The organism is Flavobacterium sp. IMCC34852 (genome assembly GCF_030643905.1).
GTDB classification, from domain to species: domain Bacteria; phylum Bacteroidota; class Bacteroidia; order Flavobacteriales; family Flavobacteriaceae; genus Flavobacterium; species Flavobacterium rivulicola.
The window spans coordinates 2,204,788-2,226,172 of record NZ_CP121446.1; the positions used below are offsets into that span (position 1 = coordinate 2,204,788).

General features: G+C 38.5%; 17 protein-coding genes and 1 other RNA gene. 12 read left to right on the forward strand and 6 right to left on the reverse strand.

Going from position 1 to position 21,385, the window contains the following annotated elements:
* The first annotated feature begins 63 nt into the window (after window positions 1–63).
* On the forward strand, window positions 64–1,263 hold the full coding sequence (locus P7V56_RS09495; protein ID WP_171222993.1) for a serine hydrolase domain-containing protein: 1,200 nt from the start codon (window positions 64–66) through the stop codon (window positions 1,261–1,263).
* Between the two features lie 45 nt (window positions 1,264–1,308).
* Window positions 1,309–1,706: a transfer-messenger RNA gene (gene ssrA, locus P7V56_RS09500) on the forward strand.
* Window positions 1,707–2,081: 375 nt separating this feature from the next.
* Here ssrA and P7V56_RS09505 read toward each other — a convergent pair.
* Window positions 2,082–8,687, reverse strand: coding sequence for an FIDD domain-containing protein (locus P7V56_RS09505; RefSeq protein ID WP_304986217.1), 6,606 nt, complete (start codon window positions 8,685–8,687; stop codon window positions 2,082–2,084).
* Window positions 8,688–8,847: 160 nt separating this feature from the next.
* Between P7V56_RS09505 and folE the strand changes: the two genes are divergently transcribed.
* From folE to lgt, 4 genes are all read left to right on the forward strand, one after another.
* The gene (folE, locus tag P7V56_RS09510; protein WP_171221602.1) at window positions 8,848–9,519 is read left to right on the forward strand and encodes a GTP cyclohydrolase I FolE; all 672 of its coding nucleotides are present in this window, start codon (window positions 8,848–8,850) and stop codon (window positions 9,517–9,519) included.
* Between the two features lie 88 nt (window positions 9,520–9,607).
* Window positions 9,608–11,089, forward strand: coding sequence for a cysteine--tRNA ligase (gene cysS, locus P7V56_RS09515; protein ID WP_171221603.1), 1,482 nt, complete (start codon window positions 9,608–9,610; stop codon window positions 11,087–11,089).
* 1 nt (window position 11,090) lies between these two features.
* On the forward strand, window positions 11,091–11,327 hold the full coding sequence (gene yidD / locus P7V56_RS09520; protein ID WP_171221604.1) for a membrane protein insertion efficiency factor YidD: 237 nt from the start codon (window positions 11,091–11,093) through the stop codon (window positions 11,325–11,327).
* 83 nt (window positions 11,328–11,410) lie between these two features.
* Complete coding sequence (gene lgt / locus P7V56_RS09525) at window positions 11,411–12,325, forward strand: prolipoprotein diacylglyceryl transferase (RefSeq protein ID WP_171221605.1); 915 nt, start codon at window positions 11,411–11,413, stop codon at window positions 12,323–12,325.
* Between the two features lie 36 nt (window positions 12,326–12,361).
* On the opposite strand, the gene P7V56_RS09530 is transcribed toward lgt, so the two are convergent.
* Both P7V56_RS09530 and P7V56_RS09535 read right to left on the reverse strand, forming a co-directional pair.
* The gene (locus P7V56_RS09530; RefSeq protein WP_171221606.1) at window positions 12,362–13,405 is read right to left on the reverse strand and encodes an RluA family pseudouridine synthase; all 1,044 of its coding nucleotides are present in this window, start codon (window positions 13,403–13,405) and stop codon (window positions 12,362–12,364) included.
* Window positions 13,398–14,015 carry a PASTA domain-containing protein gene (locus P7V56_RS09535; RefSeq protein ID WP_171221607.1) on the reverse strand — a complete coding sequence of 206 codons (618 nt, stop codon included), beginning with the start codon at window positions 14,013–14,015 and terminating at the stop codon, window positions 13,398–13,400. Before P7V56_RS09535 ends, P7V56_RS09530 begins: the two co-directional genes overlap by 8 nt.
* A 279-nt stretch (window positions 14,016–14,294) precedes the next feature.
* Between P7V56_RS09535 and P7V56_RS09540 the strand changes: the two genes are divergently transcribed.
* The 4 genes from P7V56_RS09540 to P7V56_RS09555 are packed head-to-tail and all read left to right on the forward strand — an operon-like array spanning window position 14,295 to window position 18,081.
* Window positions 14,295–15,269 (forward strand): D-alanine--D-alanine ligase, encoded by a 975-nt coding sequence (locus tag P7V56_RS09540; protein WP_171221608.1) that lies wholly within the window; start codon window positions 14,295–14,297, stop codon window positions 15,267–15,269.
* 3 nt (window positions 15,270–15,272) lie between these two features.
* Window positions 15,273–15,890 (forward strand): hypothetical protein, encoded by a 618-nt coding sequence (locus P7V56_RS09545; RefSeq protein WP_171221609.1) that lies wholly within the window; start codon window positions 15,273–15,275, stop codon window positions 15,888–15,890.
* Window positions 15,887–16,354 carry a pantetheine-phosphate adenylyltransferase gene (gene coaD / locus P7V56_RS09550; RefSeq protein WP_171221610.1) on the forward strand — a complete coding sequence of 156 codons (468 nt, stop codon included), beginning with the start codon at window positions 15,887–15,889 and terminating at the stop codon, window positions 16,352–16,354. The genes P7V56_RS09545 and coaD overlap by 4 nt, the downstream gene beginning before the upstream one ends.
* Window positions 16,354–18,081 carry a M14 family metallopeptidase gene (locus tag P7V56_RS09555; protein WP_171221611.1) on the forward strand — a complete coding sequence of 576 codons (1,728 nt, stop codon included), beginning with the start codon at window positions 16,354–16,356 and terminating at the stop codon, window positions 18,079–18,081. Before coaD ends, P7V56_RS09555 begins: the two co-directional genes overlap by 1 nt.
* A 37-nt stretch (window positions 18,082–18,118) precedes the next feature.
* Here the strand turns inward: P7V56_RS09555 and P7V56_RS09560 are convergent, their stop codons facing one another.
* Together P7V56_RS09560 and P7V56_RS09565 are read right to left on the reverse strand one after the other, a co-directional pair.
* Window positions 18,119–18,595, reverse strand: coding sequence for a hypothetical protein (locus tag P7V56_RS09560; protein WP_171221612.1), 477 nt, complete (start codon window positions 18,593–18,595; stop codon window positions 18,119–18,121).
* Window positions 18,596–18,766: 171 nt separating this feature from the next.
* Entirely contained in the window at window positions 18,767–19,243 is a 477-nt protein-coding gene (locus P7V56_RS09565) for a hypothetical protein (protein ID WP_304986218.1), read from the reverse strand.
* Window positions 19,244–19,482: 239 nt separating this feature from the next.
* On the opposite strand from P7V56_RS09565, the gene P7V56_RS09570 reads away from it, so the two are divergent.
* Window positions 19,483–20,031 (forward strand): helix-turn-helix domain-containing protein, encoded by a 549-nt coding sequence (locus P7V56_RS09570; RefSeq protein ID WP_171221614.1) that lies wholly within the window; start codon window positions 19,483–19,485, stop codon window positions 20,029–20,031.
* 73 nt (window positions 20,032–20,104) lie between these two features.
* On the opposite strand, the gene P7V56_RS09575 is transcribed toward P7V56_RS09570, so the two are convergent.
* Complete coding sequence (locus P7V56_RS09575) at window positions 20,105–20,707, reverse strand: NUDIX hydrolase (RefSeq protein ID WP_171221615.1); 603 nt, start codon at window positions 20,705–20,707, stop codon at window positions 20,105–20,107.
* 7 nt (window positions 20,708–20,714) lie between these two features.
* Between P7V56_RS09575 and pyrE the strand changes: the two genes are divergently transcribed.
* Window positions 20,715–21,356, forward strand: a complete 642-nt coding sequence (gene pyrE / locus P7V56_RS09580; protein WP_171221616.1) for an orotate phosphoribosyltransferase — start codon at window positions 20,715–20,717, stop codon at window positions 21,354–21,356.
* The last annotated feature ends 29 nt before the right edge of the window (window positions 21,357–21,385 follow it).

A 21,385-nucleotide genomic window follows, 5' to 3' on the forward strand; every position in this document is an offset into this window, starting at 1 on the left:
TGGGAAAAATTAACGCTTCTACTGACTTGAATAAGTATATTTGTGTTTCCATAAGTCTCAAAAATGAAAATTAAAAAATCCCACTATATACTACTATTTTACTCCTTGTTTTTGATAACAACTTCATGTTCAAAACAAGAGAAAACAGAGGAAGGCATCATTAAAATTAACGAGAAAGGATTACCCGTGATGCAACCGTTACAGGAACCATTACCCAAACTTTCTACTGCATTCATCAATGATAAGAAATACGGTTCAGCCCGTTTTTTTGAAAAAATTTGGTCTGAAAAGAATGATAACGTAAGTTTCTTAGTCGCCAAAAACGGTCAAATCATCTACGAAAATTACATGGGGTATGCCAACAAAAAAACCGAGGAAAAAATCACCAAAGATACACCTTTGCATATTGCCTCTGTAAGCAAAGTCCTTACGGCTACGGCTGTATTGATGTTAATAGATGCCAAAAAACTGAAGTTAGACCAAAAAGCAGCGACTTTAATTGAGGGATTTCCCTATCCGGACGTAACCGTACAAACGCTTTTAAACCATAGAAGCGGCATGAAAAACTATGCCTATTTTACATATGAAAACAACAATTGGGACCGAAAAAAAATATTAACTAATGAAGATATCGTCAAAGTTATGGTGGAAAAAGAGATTCCTTTGGAAACCAAAACCGATACTCATTTTAGTTATTGTAATACCAATTATGCCATGTTGGCTCTCATTATTGAAAAAGTCACCGGTCTAAAATACCCGGAAGCCATGAAAGAAATGATTTTTGCACCTTTAGGCATGACCAATACCTATGTTTGTGAATTTGAAAAAGACCGTGAAAATATAGTACCGTCCTATAAGGGCAATAACGTTGAAATCGGAACCGATTATTTAGACGGTATTTATGGCGATAAAAATATTTATTCAACCCCAAGAGACATTTTAAAATTTGACACCGCTCGCTATGCTCCTTTCTTTTTGAATCCTGATTTACTTAAAAAAGTTTACAAAGGCTATAGTTACGAAAGCAAAGGACTCAAAAATTACGGTCTCGGAATACGAATGGTAGAATATGAAGAAGGCGAACCTTTCTTTTTTCACAACGGATGGTGGCATGGGAACACTTCTTCTTTTATCAATTTGAGAAAAGAAAAAGTAACCATAATCACCCTTTCCAACAAATACACCAAGAAAACTTACCAATCCAAAAAACTAGCCTCTCTGTTTGGGGATTATCCATTCAAGTTGAATGATAGTGACGAATAAATACTTACTTTTGTGGTCTGATTTTTGTTAATCAGAAAACAAACTGGGGTCGACTGGTTTTGACAGCAAGTCGAATTGAACAGTAAGCACGTCGAGCAAGGTACCAATTGCTCGTAAATCCATGGGTACAAACTTATAAACGGCGAAAATAATTACGCTTTAGCTGCTTAATCTGAATTATAGTAAGATTTGCCTAGTTCCGACAAGGTCGGAAAGCTGGATTCTCCTCAGAAGCCTTGGTTTATGGCGGCTGGTTTAGGGGAACCGTAAAAGTAAACCTAGGAAAGGTAATGTTCTGAATCCTTTCTGACACTGATAGAGCTAAGCATTAGGCCGCTGTCTTTGGCATAGCCTACTGTCGAAAACCCAATCAAAGACTAAACGTGTAGAAAGCTCTTTAGTTGCTTGTTTGGACGGGAGTTCGACTCTCCCCGACTCCACATCAAGCGCAGTTTGTGCGCAACTTTAATCTAAAAAATCTGCCAAGTTTACTTGAGCAGATTTTTTGGTTTAAAGATGCCTGCCTTACAAAGGCAGCAAATTGCATTTGCAATTTTGGAATACCGGAGATGGGCGAAGCCACTCTCCCCGACTCCACAGAAAACGCTTCAATTTATTGAGGCGTTTTTTTTTATTTTCAGGAGCACACCATACTGCTTTCTTACACTCCTGCTCCCGCTTTCCGCTCTACAAGGTGCCGCTGCAATCGGGGCTAATTAGACGCTTCCTTTTCTTCAGTCCATTGTCATTCCCGCACATGCGGGAATCCATTAATTAAAAAGCCACTCTATTGAGTGGCTTTTTAATTAAGTATATCATTATCGTTTCAAAGAGAAGTGTGCTTTAAACTGCTTCATCTTGCCTTCTTCAGGAAAATCTACCGTGAACCAGTAATCTGTAGATGGTAGCGGTTTACCGTTAAAAGTTCCGTCCCATCCTTCGCTTTGGTCACTCGCACTCAATTGTTTCAACAACTTACCGTAACGATCAAAAATGTATATCGTGGTTTGCTCCGCAAAATTTGATAATCCAACAATATTCCAAGCATCGTGGATACCGTCTCCGTTTGGTGTAAAATAACGTGGGTAATCTATCACCATCACTTGATCTATCGTCAGCTCTTCACAACTAAACGCTACTCCTCCTTCGGTATCCCAAACATGTATCACATGCTCACCTAAAGAAACCCCTTCAAAGATATTGCTCGATTGTCTTGGGCCGTCATCCAAACTGTATTCATACGTTCCCCAACCTTCAACAGTAACCGTAATAATTTGACTATCCGTAAAGGCATTGGTTACCGTATAACCTACTGTCCCTGATGCTATAACCGCCTGTCCTGATTGTATCACCGGGAAGTCTGCCGAGGTAGTCTCACACAATAAATCACTATTGCTTATCACTCGTACATGGTAGTTTCTGGTAGCACCCGTTGGTGAAGAAGTGTTTACCGTATACGTTGAACCCGTAGCACCTACAATTAAGTTGCCATCCTCATACCACTCAAAAGTATAATCCGAAGCGTTGACAATACCACTCTCTAAAACTAGTGGTCTTACCACTTCTCCCGTGGTGAAGTCAACACATATCGTAGTGACATCATTCTGGGTATCAATAACCGGATTAGGGTAACGCTCTATCTCTATATCAATAGTGGTCAGTGCATAACAGAATGGTACAATGCTATTGCTGCTGTTCTCTACCTTAACCCAAATCTGATCCGTATCGGGTTGGGTAATATAAGCTTGTGCTTCCGCCAGTGGGATAGCATTAATCCCTGCCTCTGCATCAGCCTGACTGTGGTAGTAACTAATCAAGAAAACAGCCGGGTCTTGTCCGTTGAGAATAGCCGTGTTGAATTGCGTTAAATCCAATTGGAATACCCCATCATATGGGTCGTTGTAATCATCACATTGTGAAAACTCTTGCGCTCCTGTTGCCGTAGCATATTCCTCCACTGCCAAAGTCAGTACTCCCGTTGCATTAACACAACCTGTAGCATTGTTCACTACTCTGATGTAAATATCTTGAGCATCTGCCGTAATATTAGTATATGGTGACACCAGTGGTGTCTCTCCCGTATTGGTAAACGGATTGGCTCCTGCTGCCGTGAGGTAATACGTAATGGTAAAATCAGCCGGGCTTTGGTTCGCACCCAAAATGGCGGTGGCCAAGATTGGGTTGGTCAAATCAAACTGTGCAATACCGTCGGTATTGTCATCACACATTCTGTATGGTGCCAAAGGTTGGATGACTTCAGGTAAAGGATTAACCGTTAAGGGTTGTTCCACCAATACATAACAGTTATTACCCAAATAATCCACTTGGTTGTTCTCTACTCTAATCCAAACATTATCGCCTACCAAAGCCTGAGTCGGGTCGGCTATCGGGAACTGAGCAGCATGAGCATCTGCCTCATTGGTATAGTAAGTCAAGGTAACATTCGTGGCGCCGTTAATGATATAAGCCGCATTTACCGTTACATCAAAAACTTCAACCATATCTCCCGGATTGTTGTCATCACATAGTGGTGCTAAAGGATTCGGGTCGGTGTTCGGTGTTGGTACCGGTAATACTCTAATGTCTAAAGTCGTAATGCTTTGACAACCCGCTGCGCTGGTTACCAAAACGCCTAAGGTTTGAACCGCCGGAAATATATTGGTATAAGCCGTAAAATCTGTTATGGTGGTTGCTCCTCCGGCTTGGGCTTCTGATAATGATGGGTAATACGTTACTGTATAACCTGATAATCCTTGGGTGATCTCAGCATCTTTTACCGTTAAATCAAAACTGTGGTATTGATTATTCGGATCGGTATCATTATCACAAACACTCAGTGGTGCAGGTGTGGTTAGTAACAATGGAATATTGATGATAACATCAAATGAACCTATATTGAAACAACCCGTGGTATTATCTTCTACTCTAACCCAAATAGTTTGGTTGTTCATAGCCGTATAATTGGTCACATTGATAATCGGGGCAATTCCATCCTGAGCAGCCGTTTGAGAGGTGTAATACTCAACAGTATAATTACTTGCAGCCAAAGGTTGTTGGGCCAAGATACTAGCTGTATTGACAGTCAAATCAATACTGGTAATGGCATCTTGGGTATTGTTATCATCATCACAAACTACAATATCATCTAAATCAACCGGGGCTATTGGACTTGGGTTAACGTTTAGTTCTATTGGAATAACGCTCCAACATCCCGTTAAAGGGTCAACCGCTCTTACGTATAATATTTGTACAAAAGGATTGATATTGTTATAAAGAACACTCGTGTCAATTGGGGTATTACCCTGTTGTGCATCGGTTAAGGTCTCATGGAAAGTCAAAATATAGGGTGCACCTTGTAAAATGTCCGTTGTTAAGCTCGTCAAATCAAATCCGGAAAAGCCATCTTGATTCTCATCACAAATCGTGAAAGGCGCTGTTGGCGGAATTGGTGTTGGCAATGGAACTACTCTGATATCCATCGTAGAGATGCTGTAACATCCGGTGATGCTATTGGTGATACGAATACCTAAAGTCTGTACATAAATAATTTGGTTCGGATACTGTAAATCAGGATGAGAAACATTGATCGCATTGGTATCATTCTCTGCATCTGTCAAACTCGGATAGAAAGTTACCGACATTCCCGTCTGACCTAATAAAACAGCAGCTACTTGAGAAGCCAAATCAAAAGTCTCAAAACCTATCGAGCCATTGTAATCACACAAAGTGTATTGAGCATAATTAGGCTGGGTAGCATTCGGTAGCGGATTCACTATCAAGTCTAACTCCACTATGTCATAACAACCTGTGGTATTAAATTCTACTCTAACATACACTGTTTGGTTCCACTGCGTTTGGTTGATGTAATTCGTCACACCGCCAATAGCATTAGCATCGTCTTGCGCATTGGCAAAAGTCGTATGGAAAGTAACCGTAACCGTAGTAGGATCAATAGACCCTAAAACCTGTGGTATCGTTGTAGTTAAATCAAAACTCTCAAAACCAGTCTGGCCTGTGTAATCACAAAGCGCATAATCATCCGGCTCAGTCGCCTCAGGGGTTGGGTCAACTATTAATTGTAATTCAACATAATTGGCACAACCGGTCAAGGTATAAAACACTCTGACATAAATCGTCTGTGTCCATGGATTGATATTGTCATAAGGACTCGCAAGTGATGGTGCTGCGCCTATCAAAGCATCGGTCTGGGTTTCGTAATAACTAACAGAAACTCCTGCAACAGCAGATCCTCCCATAATCGCCACACTGGCACTTTCTAAATCAAACACCCCAAATCCGTCATTATTAGGATCACAATAATGCAACGCTGGTGGAGTAACGGCAAGAGGACCTTGAGTTACTCTTAATAATTGCGTCGTTATAGCGTAACAACCGGTATCATTATCTTCAACTCTGATGTAAACTATCTCATTGTCGGTTCCTAAATAAGCCAACGGATCTTGTATTGAATTGGCACTATTTTCATTTTGAGCATCAAGTAAACTAGTATAATAAGTTATTGTTAACCCTGAAACATTGCCATTGGTAACAACTCCTTCATTAATCGTTAAATCAAATAAGGCTTGATTTGTTACTCCATTGCTACATTGGAAAATGGTATCCGGTGTAGTTGCCGGTGGAACTGGATTTACCACCAAATTAAACGAACTAATAGTATTACAACCGGTAGTGTTATTACTGATGTTTATCCAAATCTCTTGTGGATTGCTGATATTAGTATACAAGTTCGGTAGCGGACTAGTTTGGGTCTCAGCATCACTCTGAGTCAAATAATATCCTATGGTAACATTGGTCTGACCATTGGCAATCTCTGCATCTTTACTATTCAAAGTAAACACTTCAAGACCATCACCGGGATTGTCGTAATCACACAACTCATAATCCGTAATCACCGGATTGGCTAATGGTAGTGGGTTGACAATTAAATTAAATGTGGTATTACTATAACATGCCGGCGAACCGTTGTTGTAAGCTCTTACATAAATGGTTTGAATTCCCGGATCAATATTACAATACGGACTAACCAATGGATTAGCACCGGTTTGTGAATTGGTCAACGTTTCATGGAAAGTAACTACAATATTAGGATTTCCCCCATTCACTTGGTTGATTATAGTATTCAAATCGAAATTACAATAAAAACCATCATTGTTGTTACTATCATCACAAACCACGTAATCCGTTGGTGTATTGATAATTGGTGCTGTATTTACGGTAATCACAACAGAACCCGTTTGTGCTTGAAAACACGTATTAGCACTACCATCTTGAACACTTATTAATTCATAAGTAAAAGTACCGGCAACATCTGTCGGAGCATCAATAATAACTGAATTACCGCCACTAGTTTGAACAGCAGGCTGAGGAATATTATTAATAGAATAAACAAATGTGTATGGAGCGGTACCATTAGCACCAGTCAACACTACTTGTGGGGAAGGAAAATCCAAACATGTAGCCACTGTACCTGTAATAGTAGCTGTTGGCAAAGGATTGACTGTAATAGTTGCAGAACCCGTTTGATTTTGAGAACAAGCCGGAGTACCTGAACTTTGAACGTTAATCAAAGAATAAACAAAAGTTCCGGTTGTTCCGGTTGGCGCAACAACAGAAACGCTATTTCCGGCAACAGTTGTAATGTCCGGTTGAACAACATTATTTATTGAATACGTAAAGGTATAAGGAGATGTTCCGTTAGCTCCCGTAAATGTGATACTCGGACTTGAAGCATTTTGACAAACCGATGTAGTACCAGAAACAGTAGCAGTTGGCAAAGGTCTCACCGTTACGATTACAGAACCCGTCAAATTACGAGTACAGTTTGTTGCTGGATTCAACACACTTACTAAGGTGTAAGTCGAATTAGCCGTAAGATTGGGAGTAGTAACTGTATTGGTCCCTGCTCCGTTCAAAACGATGTTCTGATTTGCTCCACCATCAACAGTGTAAGTTACTTGAGCATTTGGTGTACCGTTAAAAGTAATTACTGTATTAGTACCTGAACATATCGTAGCAGTACCAGATATCGTAGCTGTTGGTAATGGATTAACAAACAATTGGAAAGAAGTAGTTCCGAATGTCAGTGGGTTGGCATTCTCTTCCATTCTAACATAAATTATTTGCCCGTTAGTTCCGGTAAAAGCGTTAATCGGAGTTATAGCACCTTGATCTAAATCGGCATCATTTTGAGATAAATGATAAGTTACAGTATAATCTGCCGCAGAATTCGCTCCTAAGACTACTGGTGTTTGAGGCACAAAATTGAAGACCGCCGAACCACTACCAAAACTGCTTTCACACAATGTTAAGTCATCCGGTTGCTCAGGGTCAGCTGAACAACTTATATAACAAATCGTAAAAGGAAACACAGATACACATCCACTAGATGTTGGACCATTATCGGTTACCGAAAGATATAAAGTTGTACAAGCACCTGCACCTCCGGCCGGGCCGGGATAGGTACTTGTATTATTTATGGGATTGATAATATCTTGAGCATTAGCCGCTGAATCATGTATAGACAACTCAAAATCACCCGGATTTAGTCCGGTACCGTTAAATAAGTTGGCTGTCGCATCATTTAAATTGAACGTAGTTATATTAGAACATTCCTCCAAATTAGCAGGTGGATTGATAGCCGGTGGCGCATAATAAGAAACTGTTGCACTCGCTGTTGCATTGGCTACACAGCCCGGTTTGTTAACAACAACAGTATAAGTTCCCGGTTGCGTAACTACAATGGATTGAACATTACCCGGAATCGGCCCGCTTGGCCCCGACCATTGGTAAGTAGTTGCGCCACTAATAGTTGCCGTTAATATCGCTTGACCTCCAACACATATTACTTGATCCTCTAGAGATAACGGACATACGATGTTACAATCAGTAGCACCATTTCCACCGGTTTGTGTTAATGAAATTTGCCCTGCTTGACCACTAAAGTTAGTCAATAAAACAACGAATATCTGACCTACTTGTGCGTTGATTAAATCGAAATTTTCTGTAGCTGCTGCAGAAAAACTACAATCTACACTTGTGGTTGGATTAAGATTCGTTGGCCCGCAGTACGGAAAGGGCGCTGAAGGATCAATCGGTCCCGGAAATGGACCCCAAACAATAAAGTCAACGTCAATAGGATTCCCTCCATTTGAAGTTTGAGAAATGAAAAAATTCAAATCTCCCGCTTGACTAATTTGCATGTAAAACCAAGCCGGATTAGGTTGAGATCCTAAGCACTCATAGTTAATTCCGGTTTCAGTTGTTGTTCCGGTTGAATTTTGAAAAGTTAATCCCGCACCACCGGCACAAAAGGCATCGGATCCGGCACATGAAGCTCCTTGTGAAAAAGCAGTACTGATTGAAAATAAGCTTATTAGAAGCAGGAAGATGTAATTTTTTCTCATTACAGATGACTATTTTATTAGGAGCGAAATTTACATAATTTTAAGAAATAATTGTGTTAAATGTGAAATATTTTCAAATATTAACACTATTGGCTACAAATTAATTATAATTATTTATCTTTGTCTCTTCAATTTTTAACCCCAATTAATAGCGAAATTAATGACAAATAACGAACTGACTAACGACGATTTAGGTGAAAATCATATCGCTACCAGCGCCCAAAATCCGGTGAGAAATGATGCCTTTGATTTGCCGGATGATAAAAAGATAGAATTAATCAAAAAAGATGTTGAAAGTATCCTAATCACGCTTGGTATGGACTTGTCAGACGACAGTTTAAAAGGCACTCCGAACAGAGTGGCTAAAATGTTTGTCAAAGAAATTTTCGGTGGCTTGAATCCAAGCAAAAAACCCAGTTCTTCAACTTTCAAAAACAATTACAAATACGGTGAAATGTTGGTCGAAAAAAACATCACTGTTTATTCTACTTGTGAACACCATTTACTCCCTATTGTTGGTCGTGCTCACGTGGCCTACATTTCCAATGGAACTGTTGTTGGTTTATCTAAAATGAATCGCATAGTAGATTATTTTGCTAAAAGACCACAAGTACAAGAACGCTTGACAATGCAAATTGTACAAGAATTACAAAAAGTGTTAGGCACTGAAGACGTAGCTTGTGTGATTGATGCCAAACATTTGTGCGTAAACTCCAGAGGTATTCGAGATATTGAAAGCAGTACTGTAACTTCAGAGTTTGGCGGGAAATTCAAAGATGAAATTACCAAACGTGAATTTTTAGATTATATCAGATTAGAAACTAATTTTTAATAGCCCCGATTGCAGCTTGCTACCATGTAGCGCGAAAAGCGGGAAATACCTGCCTGCCGGCAGGCAGGGCTCCAAAAAAATAAAAAAAATGCAACTTTATAAAAATCATACCTTAAAAATATACAACTCTCTTTCGGGAGAAAAGGAACTTTTTAAACCTGTTCACCCCGGTAATGTTGGCATGTATGTTTGCGGACCTACCGTATACAGCAATGTACATTTGGGCAACGTGCGTACGTTCATGTCATTTGATATGATTTTTAGGTATTTATTACATTTAGGTTATAAAGTTCGTTATGTTCGCAACATTACCGATGTTGGACATATTGTGGATGATGTAGATGATGGCGAAGATAAGATTGCTAAAAAAGCCCGAGTAGAACAATTGGAACCCATGGAAATTGTACAGCGTTATACCGTTGATTTTCATGATGTTTTGAATCAATTCAACTTTTTACCGCCAAGCATTGAACCTACGGCAACCGGACATATCATTGAACAAATTGAAATTGTAAAGCAAATTATTGACAAAGGATTTGCTTACGAAACCAATGGCTCCGTCTATTTTGACGTGGTAAAATTTAACGAAACCAATCATTACGGTAAGTTAAGCGGTCGTAACATTGACGAAATGTTAGCCAATACCCGTGATACAGATGGTCAAAGCGACAAGAAAAATCCACAAGATTTTGCCCTTTGGAAAAAAGCCGAACCCGAGCATATCATGCGTTGGCCTTCGCCTTGGGGCATTGGTTTTCCGGGTTGGCATTTGGAATGTACAGCCATGAGCACTAAATATTTAGGTGAAACGTTTGATATTCACGGTGGCGGAATGGATTTGAAATTCCCGCACCACGAATGTGAAATTGCCCAAAACGAAGCTTGTACCGGTCACAGTCCGGTGAACTATTGGATGCACGCCAATATGTTGACCCTCAATGGCAAAAAGATGTCGAAATCAACCGGAAACAATATTCTACCGGACGAAATATACAACGGCGGAAGTCCGTTTTTGAGCAAAGCTTTTTCCCCTAATGTTGCGCGTTTCTTTATGATGCAAGCGCATTACCGCAGTATTTTAGATTTTACCAATGACGGAATTGTAGCCGCTGAAAAAGGGTTCAACCGATTAATGGAAGGTTTGGATATAGTCAAAGAATTACAAGCCAAACCAGTATCAACATTGGATATTGCCACATGGAAACAGCAATGTTACGATGCTATGAATGATGATTTCAATACGCCTATTTTAATTGCCCATTTATTCGAAGGAATAAAGTTTGTCAATTTGGTTAATGACGGAAAAGAAAGCTTAAACGCCGAAGACATAGAAACACTTTCAAGCACCTTAAACAGTTTTGTCTTTGAGATATTGGGTATCAGAAATGAAAAGCTGGTGGCCAATAATTCGGATAAGTTAGAAGGTGTTGTAGAAATGTTAATCACTATGCGTTTGGAAGCTCGCGCCAATAAAAACTTTGCCCTTTCTGACCAAATCCGCGACCAATTGTTGGCCTTAGGAATTCAATTAAAAGACGGAAAAGAAGGAACCAGTTTTACCATTCAATAAAATGTTGAAAAAAATTGTAATAGCGCCACTCCTATTGCTCATCTACTTTTACAAGATTGTCTTATCTCCTTTGTTGCCGGCGAGTTGTAGGTTTCAACCCACTTGCTCCGTTTATTTCATAGAAGCCCTAAAAATTCACGGTCCGTTTTACGGATTTTATTTGGGTGTAAAAAGGATTGCAAGTTGCCATCCTTGGGGAAAAAGCGGTTATGATCCTGTACCGGAGAAGAAATGCTAGCACTAAAGAAGAGTTAATTTTTTTTCAGTTCCAAACAATTCACTATTTTTACCCTATAACTTAACCCCAAAATTCTTCCGATTATGATTTGGAATCCCTCAGAAGGTATTGATTTAGGCTTTTTTACTGTTCGCTATTACAGCTTAATGTTTGTAATTGCCTTCGGTTTAGGATGGTATATCATGAAGCACATTTACAACAAAGAGAATGAATCTATAGACAAGCTGGATACATTGTTTATTTGGACTGTCATTGCCACTTTGCTTGGGGCGAGATTGGGTCAGGTTTTCTTCTATGATTGGGAATATTTTAAAAATAATCCATCCGAAATTTTACTGCCATTCAAATTTGAACCCCAATTTGAATTTACCGGATTCAGAGGTTTAGCCAGTCATGGAGCTGCTATTGCGATTATAATCACCATGTACTTTTACAGCAAAAAAATCATCAAAAGACCCATTCTTTGGGTTTTAGACCGCGTAGTTATTCCGGTGGCTTGCGGTGCTGTTTTTGTCAGAATCGGAAATTTTTTCAATTCTGAAATCGTAGGTAAAGTGACCGATTCTTCTTTCGGAATCCGATTTGTAAGAGATTACTATTCCTCTAAAGAGGTAGTTAATGCTACCAAAATTAACAATGTGAATGAAGCATATGATGCGTTAGTTCACAATCCGCAATACGCGGCTTTGTTAGACAAAGTTCCCGCAAAACATCCAACCCAGTTGTATGAAGCCGGTTTGTATGTATTTGTGTTCTTGCTGCTTTTCTTTTTGTATTGGAAAACCAAAACGGCAGAAAAACAAGGCTTACTATTTGGTTATTTCCTGATTCTACTTTGGTCTGTTAGATTTGTGGTAGAATATGTAAAAGAAAGTCAAGGCGGAATTGAAGAAAGTTTCGGACTCTTCAGTACCGGACAATGGTTGAGTATTCCTTTTATCTTAGTCGGCATTTATTATGTCTTTATGGCCGAAAAACCCATTGAAGATGATTTATAACATAAATAAAAAAGTCCCGAATTATCGGGACTTTTTTTATTGTTCTTCGTTGACTTCGTTATGTGACTTAGCGTAGTTTCGCCACTTTTCAATGCATTCCTTCATATCCTCTGGAAGTTCGGTATCAAAACGCATAAACTCTTTCGTAGTCGGATGCTCAAAACCTAAAGTTTTAGCGTGTAGTGCTTGTCTTGGCAAGGTTTTAAAACAATTGTCTATAAACTGTTTGTACTTGGTAAAAGTCGTTCCTTTCAAAATCAAATCGCCGCCATAACGTGCGTCATTGAATAAAGTGTGACCAATGTATTTCATGTGTACACGAATTTGATGCGTTCTTCCGGTTTCCAATTTGCAGGAAACTAAAGTTACGTAACCAAATCGTTCCAAAACCTTATAATGCGTTACGGCATGCTTTCCTACATCTCCTTCCGGAAAAACGGCCATCTGCATTCGATCTTTCAAATGACGGGAAATATTGCCTTCTATCGTTCCTTCCTCTTCTTTTACATTACCCCAAACCAAAGCGATATATTCGCGTTCCGATGTCTTGTCTTCAAACTGTTTGGCCAAGTGTGTCATAGCAGCTTCGGTTTTGGCAACCACCAAAAGACCGGAAGTATTTTTATCAATGCGATGCACCAATCCTGGACGTTCGCTGGAATTCATCGGTAAATTATCAAAATGAAAGGCCAAAGCATTGACCAAAGTTCCGGTGTAATTGCCATGTCCGGGATGTACTACCAATCCGGGCGGTTTATTGATTACCAATAAAGCATCATCTTCGTATACTATATCCAGCGGAATATCTTCGGGGATAATATGGTTTTGAAATGGCGGATGTTCCAGCATGACGCGAACCACATCAAAAGGCTTCACTCGGTAATTGGATTTTACCGGTACATCATTCACCCAAATATTGCCCTTTTCAGCGGCATTTTGTATTTTGTTTCGGGTGGCATTTTCAATCAATTGCATCAGGAATTTATCGACACGCAATAACGATTGTCCTTTGGGAGAAACAAATCGGTGGTGTTCGAACAATTCTTCTTCTAATTCGAAAGTATCGTTGGTATTACTCATCAACAGGCATTATATCAGTAGAATCAACAGCAGTTGAATCAATAGTAGTATCATCAAAAACAACTTTTCCGTCTCCTAAAACCAAGTCGATTTTGGAAGATTTCAACACTTTATCACCGGCTTTTATTTTTTTACCATTCATTCTAATTTCCAAAACCATGTCTTTCCCTAAATAAGGTTTATACGTAATCGTTCCTTCTTTTAAACCAACCGCTTCCAAAGTCGGAACCGCTTGGCGATACGTTTTTTCGATTAAATCGGGAACAACTACCATAGTGTATTTTGAAGCGTTGATTTTAATATAAATCTTTCGGCCTTCTTTTACCTTTGCTCCGGCTTTAGGTTCTTGCTCCACGATGGTAAGTTTAGGAAACTCGGGCTTAAAGTCTACAGTATCTAAAATAATATAGTCTAAATCCAGGGCATCCAATTTCTCTTCTGCCTGTTCTACTGACAATTTTCCCAAATCGGGCACAGTGATTTCCTGGCCGTGATTAGTCGTGTAAGTAATCCAATGGAAAAATAAATACGCAATAATTGCAAAAATGGCCATGGCGGCGAGCATTTGGGCAAAGAAGACCCGACTGGTTAAATATTGGCGTAAACTCATAGAAAAATTTTATTTGAGCAAAGATATAAAAAGATACGCTTCGCTATTAGATTTTTAGATACGCCTTTCAGGCGTTTAGAAACGCTTAGCTCTTAGATAATTAGACACGCCTTTTAGGCGTTTAGAAGCGCTTCGCTGTTAGACAGTTAGAAAGAATAAAATCTAAAAGTCTAACAATCTAAAAATCTAAGAAGTCTAAAAATCTAAAGGCATAGCCGTATCTAAGAAAAAAATGATAATTTTGTTATCACTAAAACACCAACCTAACTCCATCTACTAATGAAAAAAGTAGCCATCATTATGGGCGGATATTCCAGCGAATATCAAATCTCACTTAAAAGCGGCAATGTGGTTTATCAATTTTTAGACCAAAATAAATACCAAGGCTATCGCATTCATATTTTTAAAGACAAATGGGTGTATGTAGATGCCAACGACAACGAATTTCCCATAGACCGAAATGACTTTTCAACTACTGTAAACGGTGAAAAAATCAATTTTGATGTAGTATTCAATGCCATTCACGGTACGCCCGGAGAAGACGGTTTGATGCAAGCTTACTTTGAATTACTCGGTATTCCGCAAAGTTCATGTGATTATTACCAAGCAGCTTTAACTTTTAACAAACGTGATTTATTATCGGTATTAAAACCGTATGGCATCAAAACAGCGACCTCCTATTACTTAAATCAAGGCGATGAAATTAACGAAGAAGCGATTTTAAAAACCGTTGGCTTACCTTGCTTTGTGAAACCCAACAAATCGGGGTCGAGTTTTGGTATTTCTAAAGTCAAAACCAAAGACGAATTGGCTTACGCTATTGTAAACGCCTATAAAGAAGACAACGAAATCATCATAGAAAGTTTCTTAGACGGAACCGAAGTTTCTGTAGGTGTGATTAATTATAAAGGAAAAATAACCGTTCTACCTATCACAGAAATCGTTTCTGAAAATGATTTCTTTGATTATGAAGCCAAGTATTTAGGCAAATCACAGGAAATCACGCCGGCCCGAATTTCACCCGAAATGACCGAGAAGGTTTCGGCTGTGGCCAAAAAAGCTTATGAAGTTTTAAAAATGAGCGGCTTCTCTCGCAGTGAGTTTATCATTGTAAACGGAGAACCGCACATGTTAGAAATGAATACCATTCCGGGTTTAACCACCGAAAGTTTGATTCCGCAACAAGCCAAAGAAGCAGGGATTTCATTGACGGATTTGTTTACAAACGCTTTGGAATTGGCTCTAAATAAATAACAAATGCTTTTTATACTCGGTACAAAATCATATGAATCAAAACAAGGCAAGATTGATAATTTCATTTGTCCCTTTTGCTACGCCAACACTGATTTGAATTATGATTTATATGGAAGATACACTTACGTGACTTTGATTCCATTGTTTCCGGTAGACAAAGAAATATTGACGTATTGTGACCATTGTGATAAAGTGATTGAGCCCAAACATTTGGAACCAACTGTCAAAATTGAAATTGAAAAGATAAAAAAAGAGAATACCTTTAAGGCACCGTTTTGGACTTACACCGGAAGCATTATATTGGCAGGAGCATTAATTTGGGGCATTAATATTTATTTTAACAGTAAAGATAATTCCAAAATTTATTTGGAGAATCCTATCGAAGGCGATGTTTACAATGTAAAAATGTCGAATGGTTATTACACCACTTATCGAATTGATAAGGTGACGAAAGATAGTGTTTTTGTAACGATCAATGATTATAATGCGTATCTTCCTTATGAAACGGACGATATTGATACACCAGAAAATTACACCAATACAAGAGCAAAATATTCTAAACAGGAGGTTATCCGTCTTTTTGATAAAGATGAAATATACTCCATAACTCGTAAAGAATGAAAAGAAAAGCAGTGTTTCCCGGTTCATTTGACCCCATAACGTTAGGGCATTTTGATATTATTAAAAGAGGTATCTCGCTTTTTGACGAAGTAGTGGTTGCCATTGGTATCAACGCCGATAAAAAATACATGTTCTCTCTGGAAGAACGAAAAAGCTTTATTGAAGAAGCTTTTAAAAACGAACCCCGTGTTTCGGTGATTACTTATGAAGGCTTGACCATAGATTTGTGCCGAAAATTAGACGCACAGTTTATCTTGCGTGGGTTGAGAAATCCGGCCGACTTTGAGTTCGAAAAAGCCATTGCCCATACCAACAGAAAACTTTCCCAAATAGAAACGGTCTTTTTACTGACTGCTTCTAAAACTTCTTATATTTCCTCGAGTATAGTACGCGATGTCATTAGAAATGGCGGCGACTATACCGTTTTGGTTCCGGATAGTGTGGTCGTTAAAAAAGAAAAGTAATGAAAGTACTTTCGCTTTTATTACTGATTTCGTTGACTTCCTTGGCCCAAAAAAACAATTCTTATCCGACTTTTTTTGAAAAAGGCAATGGCAATCAATCGGCCGATTATGCAGAAGTCATGCGGTTTTACAACCAACTCGATGCCGATTTCGAAACGATAAAAACCCAAACTTTCGGATTAACCGATAGCGGCGAACCATTGAGTGTTGTAATCTTTGACACCGATAAAACTTTTGATTACCAATCCCAATCGGAGAAAATTTTTCTACTCATCAATAACGGAATACACGCCGGCGAAACGGATGGGATTGATGCTTCTATGCAATTGTTTCGCGATTTGGCCTTAAAGAGAATTACCGTTCCTAAAAATGTGGTGGTTATTGCGATTCCGGTTTATAATATTGGTGGATTGCTCAACCGAAATTCAACCTCGAGAGCCAACCAAAACGGTCCGGAAACATACGGTTTCAGGGGAAATGCGCGCAACTTCGATTTAAATCGCGACTTCATCAAAAGCGATACCCGAAATACCCAAACTTTTACCCAAATCTTTCATCACTTTTTCTGTCCCGATATTTTTATCGACAATCACGTGAGCAATGGCGCCGATTACCAATACAAACTCACGTATATTATGACCGAACCCAAAAGATTGGGAAATAATTTAGGTGAATTTGTCAAAACCGAAATGACTCCGGCTATCGTGAAAGATTTACAACTAAAGAAAGTCGAAAGCACACCGTATGTCAACGTTTGGCACGGCACTCCGGCTGATGGTTTTGCGCAGTTCAGCGATACGCCTCGATACGCTACCGGTTATACATCGCTCTTTAACACCATCGGTTATGTAGTGGAAACACACATGCTGAAACCTTATGCAGAAAGGGTTAAAGTAACTTATGATTTCATGGTTTCAACCATCAATTACGCCGATAAAAATGTGGCGCGCATCAAAAACAAAAGAGCGCAAAATCTTGAACAATACAAAGCAAATCACTCCTATCCTATTCGATGGACTATTGACAGCAGTAAGGTTGAAAAAATGACATTCTTGGGTTACGAAAGCGGTTATAAAAAAAGTGAGGTAACCAATGGGCAACGATTGTATTACGATAGAAACAAACCGTATCAAAAAGAGATTTCGTTTTACGGAACGTATAAACCAACCAAAGCCATAAGCATTCCCAAAGCTTATGTCATTCCGCAAGGCCAATGGAAAGTCATCGAATTATTAAAAGAAAACAAATTAGCTTTTACCAGATTCGCCCAAGACACGGTTATCAAAGTAGAACGCTACCGAATTGAAGACTTCAAAACCGCTAAAACCGCTTACGAAGGCCATTATCCCCACAACAATACCGTTGTTTCGACGAGTATTGATGAAGTGCGATTTCGCCAAGGCGATTACCTGTTCCAAACGAACCAAGCCGGCGTGAAGTATTTATTGGAAACTTTGGAGCCTGAAGCGGTGGACAGTTTTTTCAATTGGAATTTCTTTGATACCATACTCCAACAAAAAGAAGGCTATTCCGATTATGTGTTTGAAGATACCGCCGCCGAATACTTAAAGCAACATCCCGAACTCAGAGCGCAATTGGCCCAAAAAATAAAAGAAGACAAAGCCTTTGCCGAAAATCCCGACGCCCAACTGGATTGGGTTTACAAAAACTCCCCGCTTTATGAGAAAGCGCATTTGCAGTATCCGGTTTTTAGGGTTACTGAATAAAATCAGAAAATAAATAAGCGATTGAACAAAAATGGAGTTAGCGACAGGTTATAAACCCTTCATTACAATGTTTTATGTAATTATGACTATTGTCAAAAAATAAGTAATATAGATAGCCTCCTTCAGCATCTTCTGTTTTTATTGCAACAAAATATCCATCTTTTAATTTCAGCCCTTGATAAACGAATATTTTGACTTTTTGTTTTCTTTCCCTTTTTGGCTTTAAATCAATAAACTTTTGAGAATCATTTTCAATTTGGATTATTTTGTCATCAGGCTTGAAACCGTTTTTGTGTATAAAGTCAAATTCATAATCAGTAAAACACTCTCCTCCACCAGATAATCCTGATGTGTCAGTTTGTGTATAACCACTAAATTTAATTTTACCAAGTTTTGGATAATTAGTAGTAATAATATTTTCAATAAAATAATCAAAAGCTATTTGCTCAATTTCCTTTTGTGAATAAGAAATTTGAGATGCTATAAACAATATTATAAAGTACATATTTTTCATTTTGAAGCAATTAGGTTGCTCTTAACTTGCCCATAACGTGCCGTGGTTTGGTGTGAGTAACTATAAATTTAAGATTAATTATTTTGAGTACAAAAGGTTTTTTTTGGGGAATCCGCTAGGATTCAGGTGAGAACTTACCAAGCTTTTGTGCCAAACTGCTGTTAGCAAAAGTTATTCTGTATATCCACCTTTACAGTATCGTAATATTTTACCTTTTAAATCCAATAAAATATGATAATAAATTCCACGATGCTTATAAACTTCATTAATATTAACTAACACAGTAGTTTTATTAAGTAACACTGCTTTATCTAAACAAACATATTCTGTATTTCTAAATCGATTTTTTATCTTGAATTTATTATCTGTAAGATTTGGCAATTCAAATTGATTAGAACGGTTATCGAAAACTGTATCAATTTCCTTTATTTTAATTTCTTTTTCGCAACGAGGAAACCAATTAGGATCAAAAGCTCCACGCTCTAATTTCTTCTGCAATTTGATTTTTTCTTTTGATTGATTCATGATCGAATCTTTATAAAATTCAAAAGCAATTTTTTCGTAAAAAATCTTTTCTTGGCAATATCCTGAATAGGAAACCAAAATTAAGATTGCTTTTACGACCACGTTTTTCATAATTTCTGCCAACTTGTATATTAAGAATAATAACCCACAATCGACTTACCATTCCTATATTCCAAACTTAACACTTTTCCCACAATAAACAATCGCTGAACATACTATTTTATGTCTAGGCTGTGTGAAAATGGTCTTCAAAATAAAAATTCACACCAAAGCGTGTGAAAGGATAAACGCAAACAAAAATTCACACAAAGGATAATGGCAACATTTTTGCTTGCATTAAAAATCTTTAAAACGCTTTAAACATGCAAGACGAAATCACCATCAGTAAATTATTAGGCGCTACCCAACTTGAAATGGCCATACTCTTGGGCATCAATGCCAGCCAATGGTCGATGTACGAAACAGGCGATAGGAATTTGCCGACCGATGCCTATGAGCTTATGAGTAAAATGCTGGAACATGTACAAAACAAAAACAACAAAGCATTGAAAGTTCATGAGCTTTCCACCCAACAACAAGATAAAACGAAAGAAACACTCGAGAAATTACTCAAAGAAAATGATTACCAAAAGCAAACAATAGAAAGAAAAATTAATAAAATCAAAAAAAAACAAGCCTTTGTGGTCGCGAGATTTCAATTACTCGATTATTTGGACCAGCATACCCACAAAAAAGAAGAGCATCCTGAACTACTGAAAAGAATGAAAGACAAAGCCGAAGAAAAAGCCGCAAAATACGACGAAGCTGTTTTGATGGCTCACGAAATAAAACAACTCGTATTACAAGTGGAAGAAAAACTTATAAAAGCAAAACAAGAAGAACTCAACAAATCACTGAACACTGATCACTGAACACTGAACACTGACCACTGAACACTGACCACTGAACACTGACCACTGAACACTGACCACTGCCAACTGACCACTACTTCAAAAGCTTCTCTTCTTCAAACAACAATTTGATATTTTCATACGAATTTTTCAGTGCTTCTTTAATCTGCTCGGGGTTGAGCCACGCTACTTTTTCGATGCCTTCGTTGGCTTGGGGTTTTGGGGTACCAACAAAATCGGTGCGCATTTCAAACCAATGCGTCACTTTTAATTTATACTTCCCGTTGCGTTTGAAAACGTGATAGGTTTTTTGGAGTTTGTGGGTAATCTTTAAGTTGTTAACGCCGGTTTCTTCTTCTACTTCACGGGTAGCCGTATCTTCAATCTCCTCTCCTTTTTCGATACCGCCTTTGGGCAAATCCCATTTTCCGTTTCTAAAAATGAACAAAACGTCTCCGGCTTTGTTATAAACCAATCCGCCACCGGCTTTGCAAACGGGAATTTTTTCCTTTACTTTTTTTAGGATGGCTTTTTCATCGGGATAATACAAATAGGCTTTCTGAATTTTGTTTTGGAACATTTTGATGATGACTTGCTCAATATCAACACTTTCCAATAAAAACAACTGAAAATCGGTTTCCTTAGCGACTTCATTGGTTAAAAAAAGTGGTTTATCGTTGACAAAAACTTTATACATTTGTACTATGATTTTTAATAAAGACACAGCCGAAAAAACAGCCGAATTGCTTTTACAAATAAATGCAATTAAATTGAATCCTAAAAATCCTTTTACATGGGCTTCAGGATGGCACTCTCCAATTTACTGCGACAACCGATTAATTCTATCGTTTCCGGCGATAAGAAATTTTGTGCGCGAAGAATTTTCCAAGCATATTGAAAAAGAATTTGGTAAACCCGACGTCATTGCCGGCGTAGCCACCGGAGCCATTGGCATCGGAATGCTCGTGGCCGAATACATGGGATTGCCCTTTGTATACGTGCGTCCCGAACCCAAAAAACACGGCAGACAAAACCAAGTGGAAGGCTTTTTACAAAAAGGACAAAACGTAGTAGTCGTCGAAGATTTAATCAGTACAGGAAACAGCAGTTTGTTGGCGGTAGAAGCTTTAAAAGAATCCGGCGCGCATGTTAAAGGAATGGTTGCCATCTTTACTTATGGTTTTGATGTAGCCGTAGAAAATTTCAAAAATGCCAACGTTACGTTAAATACCTTAGCCGATTACGAGCATTTATTACATTTGGCAGTGGCCAAAAACTATATCACCGAAAAAGAGTTGGCAACACTACAAGAATGGCGTAAAAGTCCTTCTACGTGGAACGTTTAAATGAATTAGGAATTACGAATTACCAAATA

Coding starts and splice junctions, on each gene's coding strand:
- P7V56_RS09495 (WP_171222993.1), top strand. CDS start 64: ATGAAAATTAAAAAATCCCACTATATACTACTATTTTACTCCTTGTTT.
- P7V56_RS09505 (WP_304986217.1), bottom strand. CDS start 8,687: ATGAGAAAAAATTACATCTTCCTGCTTCTAATAAGCTTATTTTCAATC.
- folE (WP_171221602.1), top strand. CDS start 8,848: ATGACAAATAACGAACTGACTAACGACGATTTAGGTGAAAATCATATC.
- cysS (WP_171221603.1), top strand. CDS start 9,608: ATGCAACTTTATAAAAATCATACCTTAAAAATATACAACTCTCTTTCG.
- yidD (WP_171221604.1), top strand. CDS start 11,091: ATGTTGAAAAAAATTGTAATAGCGCCACTCCTATTGCTCATCTACTTT.
- lgt (WP_171221605.1), top strand. CDS start 11,411: ATGATTTGGAATCCCTCAGAAGGTATTGATTTAGGCTTTTTTACTGTT.
- P7V56_RS09530 (WP_171221606.1), bottom strand. CDS start 13,405: ATGAGTAATACCAACGATACTTTCGAATTAGAAGAAGAATTGTTCGAA.
- P7V56_RS09535 (WP_171221607.1), bottom strand. CDS start 14,015: ATGAGTTTACGCCAATATTTAACCAGTCGGGTCTTCTTTGCCCAAATG.
- P7V56_RS09540 (WP_171221608.1), top strand. CDS start 14,295: ATGAAAAAAGTAGCCATCATTATGGGCGGATATTCCAGCGAATATCAA.
- P7V56_RS09545 (WP_171221609.1), top strand. CDS start 15,273: ATGCTTTTTATACTCGGTACAAAATCATATGAATCAAAACAAGGCAAG.
- coaD (WP_171221610.1), top strand. CDS start 15,887: ATGAAAAGAAAAGCAGTGTTTCCCGGTTCATTTGACCCCATAACGTTA.
- P7V56_RS09555 (WP_171221611.1), top strand. CDS start 16,354: ATGAAAGTACTTTCGCTTTTATTACTGATTTCGTTGACTTCCTTGGCC.
- P7V56_RS09560 (WP_171221612.1), bottom strand. CDS start 18,595: ATGAAAAATATGTACTTTATAATATTGTTTATAGCATCTCAAATTTCT.
- P7V56_RS09570 (WP_171221614.1), top strand. CDS start 19,483: ATGCAAGACGAAATCACCATCAGTAAATTATTAGGCGCTACCCAACTT.
- P7V56_RS09575 (WP_171221615.1), bottom strand. CDS start 20,707: ATGTATAAAGTTTTTGTCAACGATAAACCACTTTTTTTAACCAATGAA.
- pyrE (WP_171221616.1), top strand. CDS start 20,715: ATGATTTTTAATAAAGACACAGCCGAAAAAACAGCCGAATTGCTTTTA.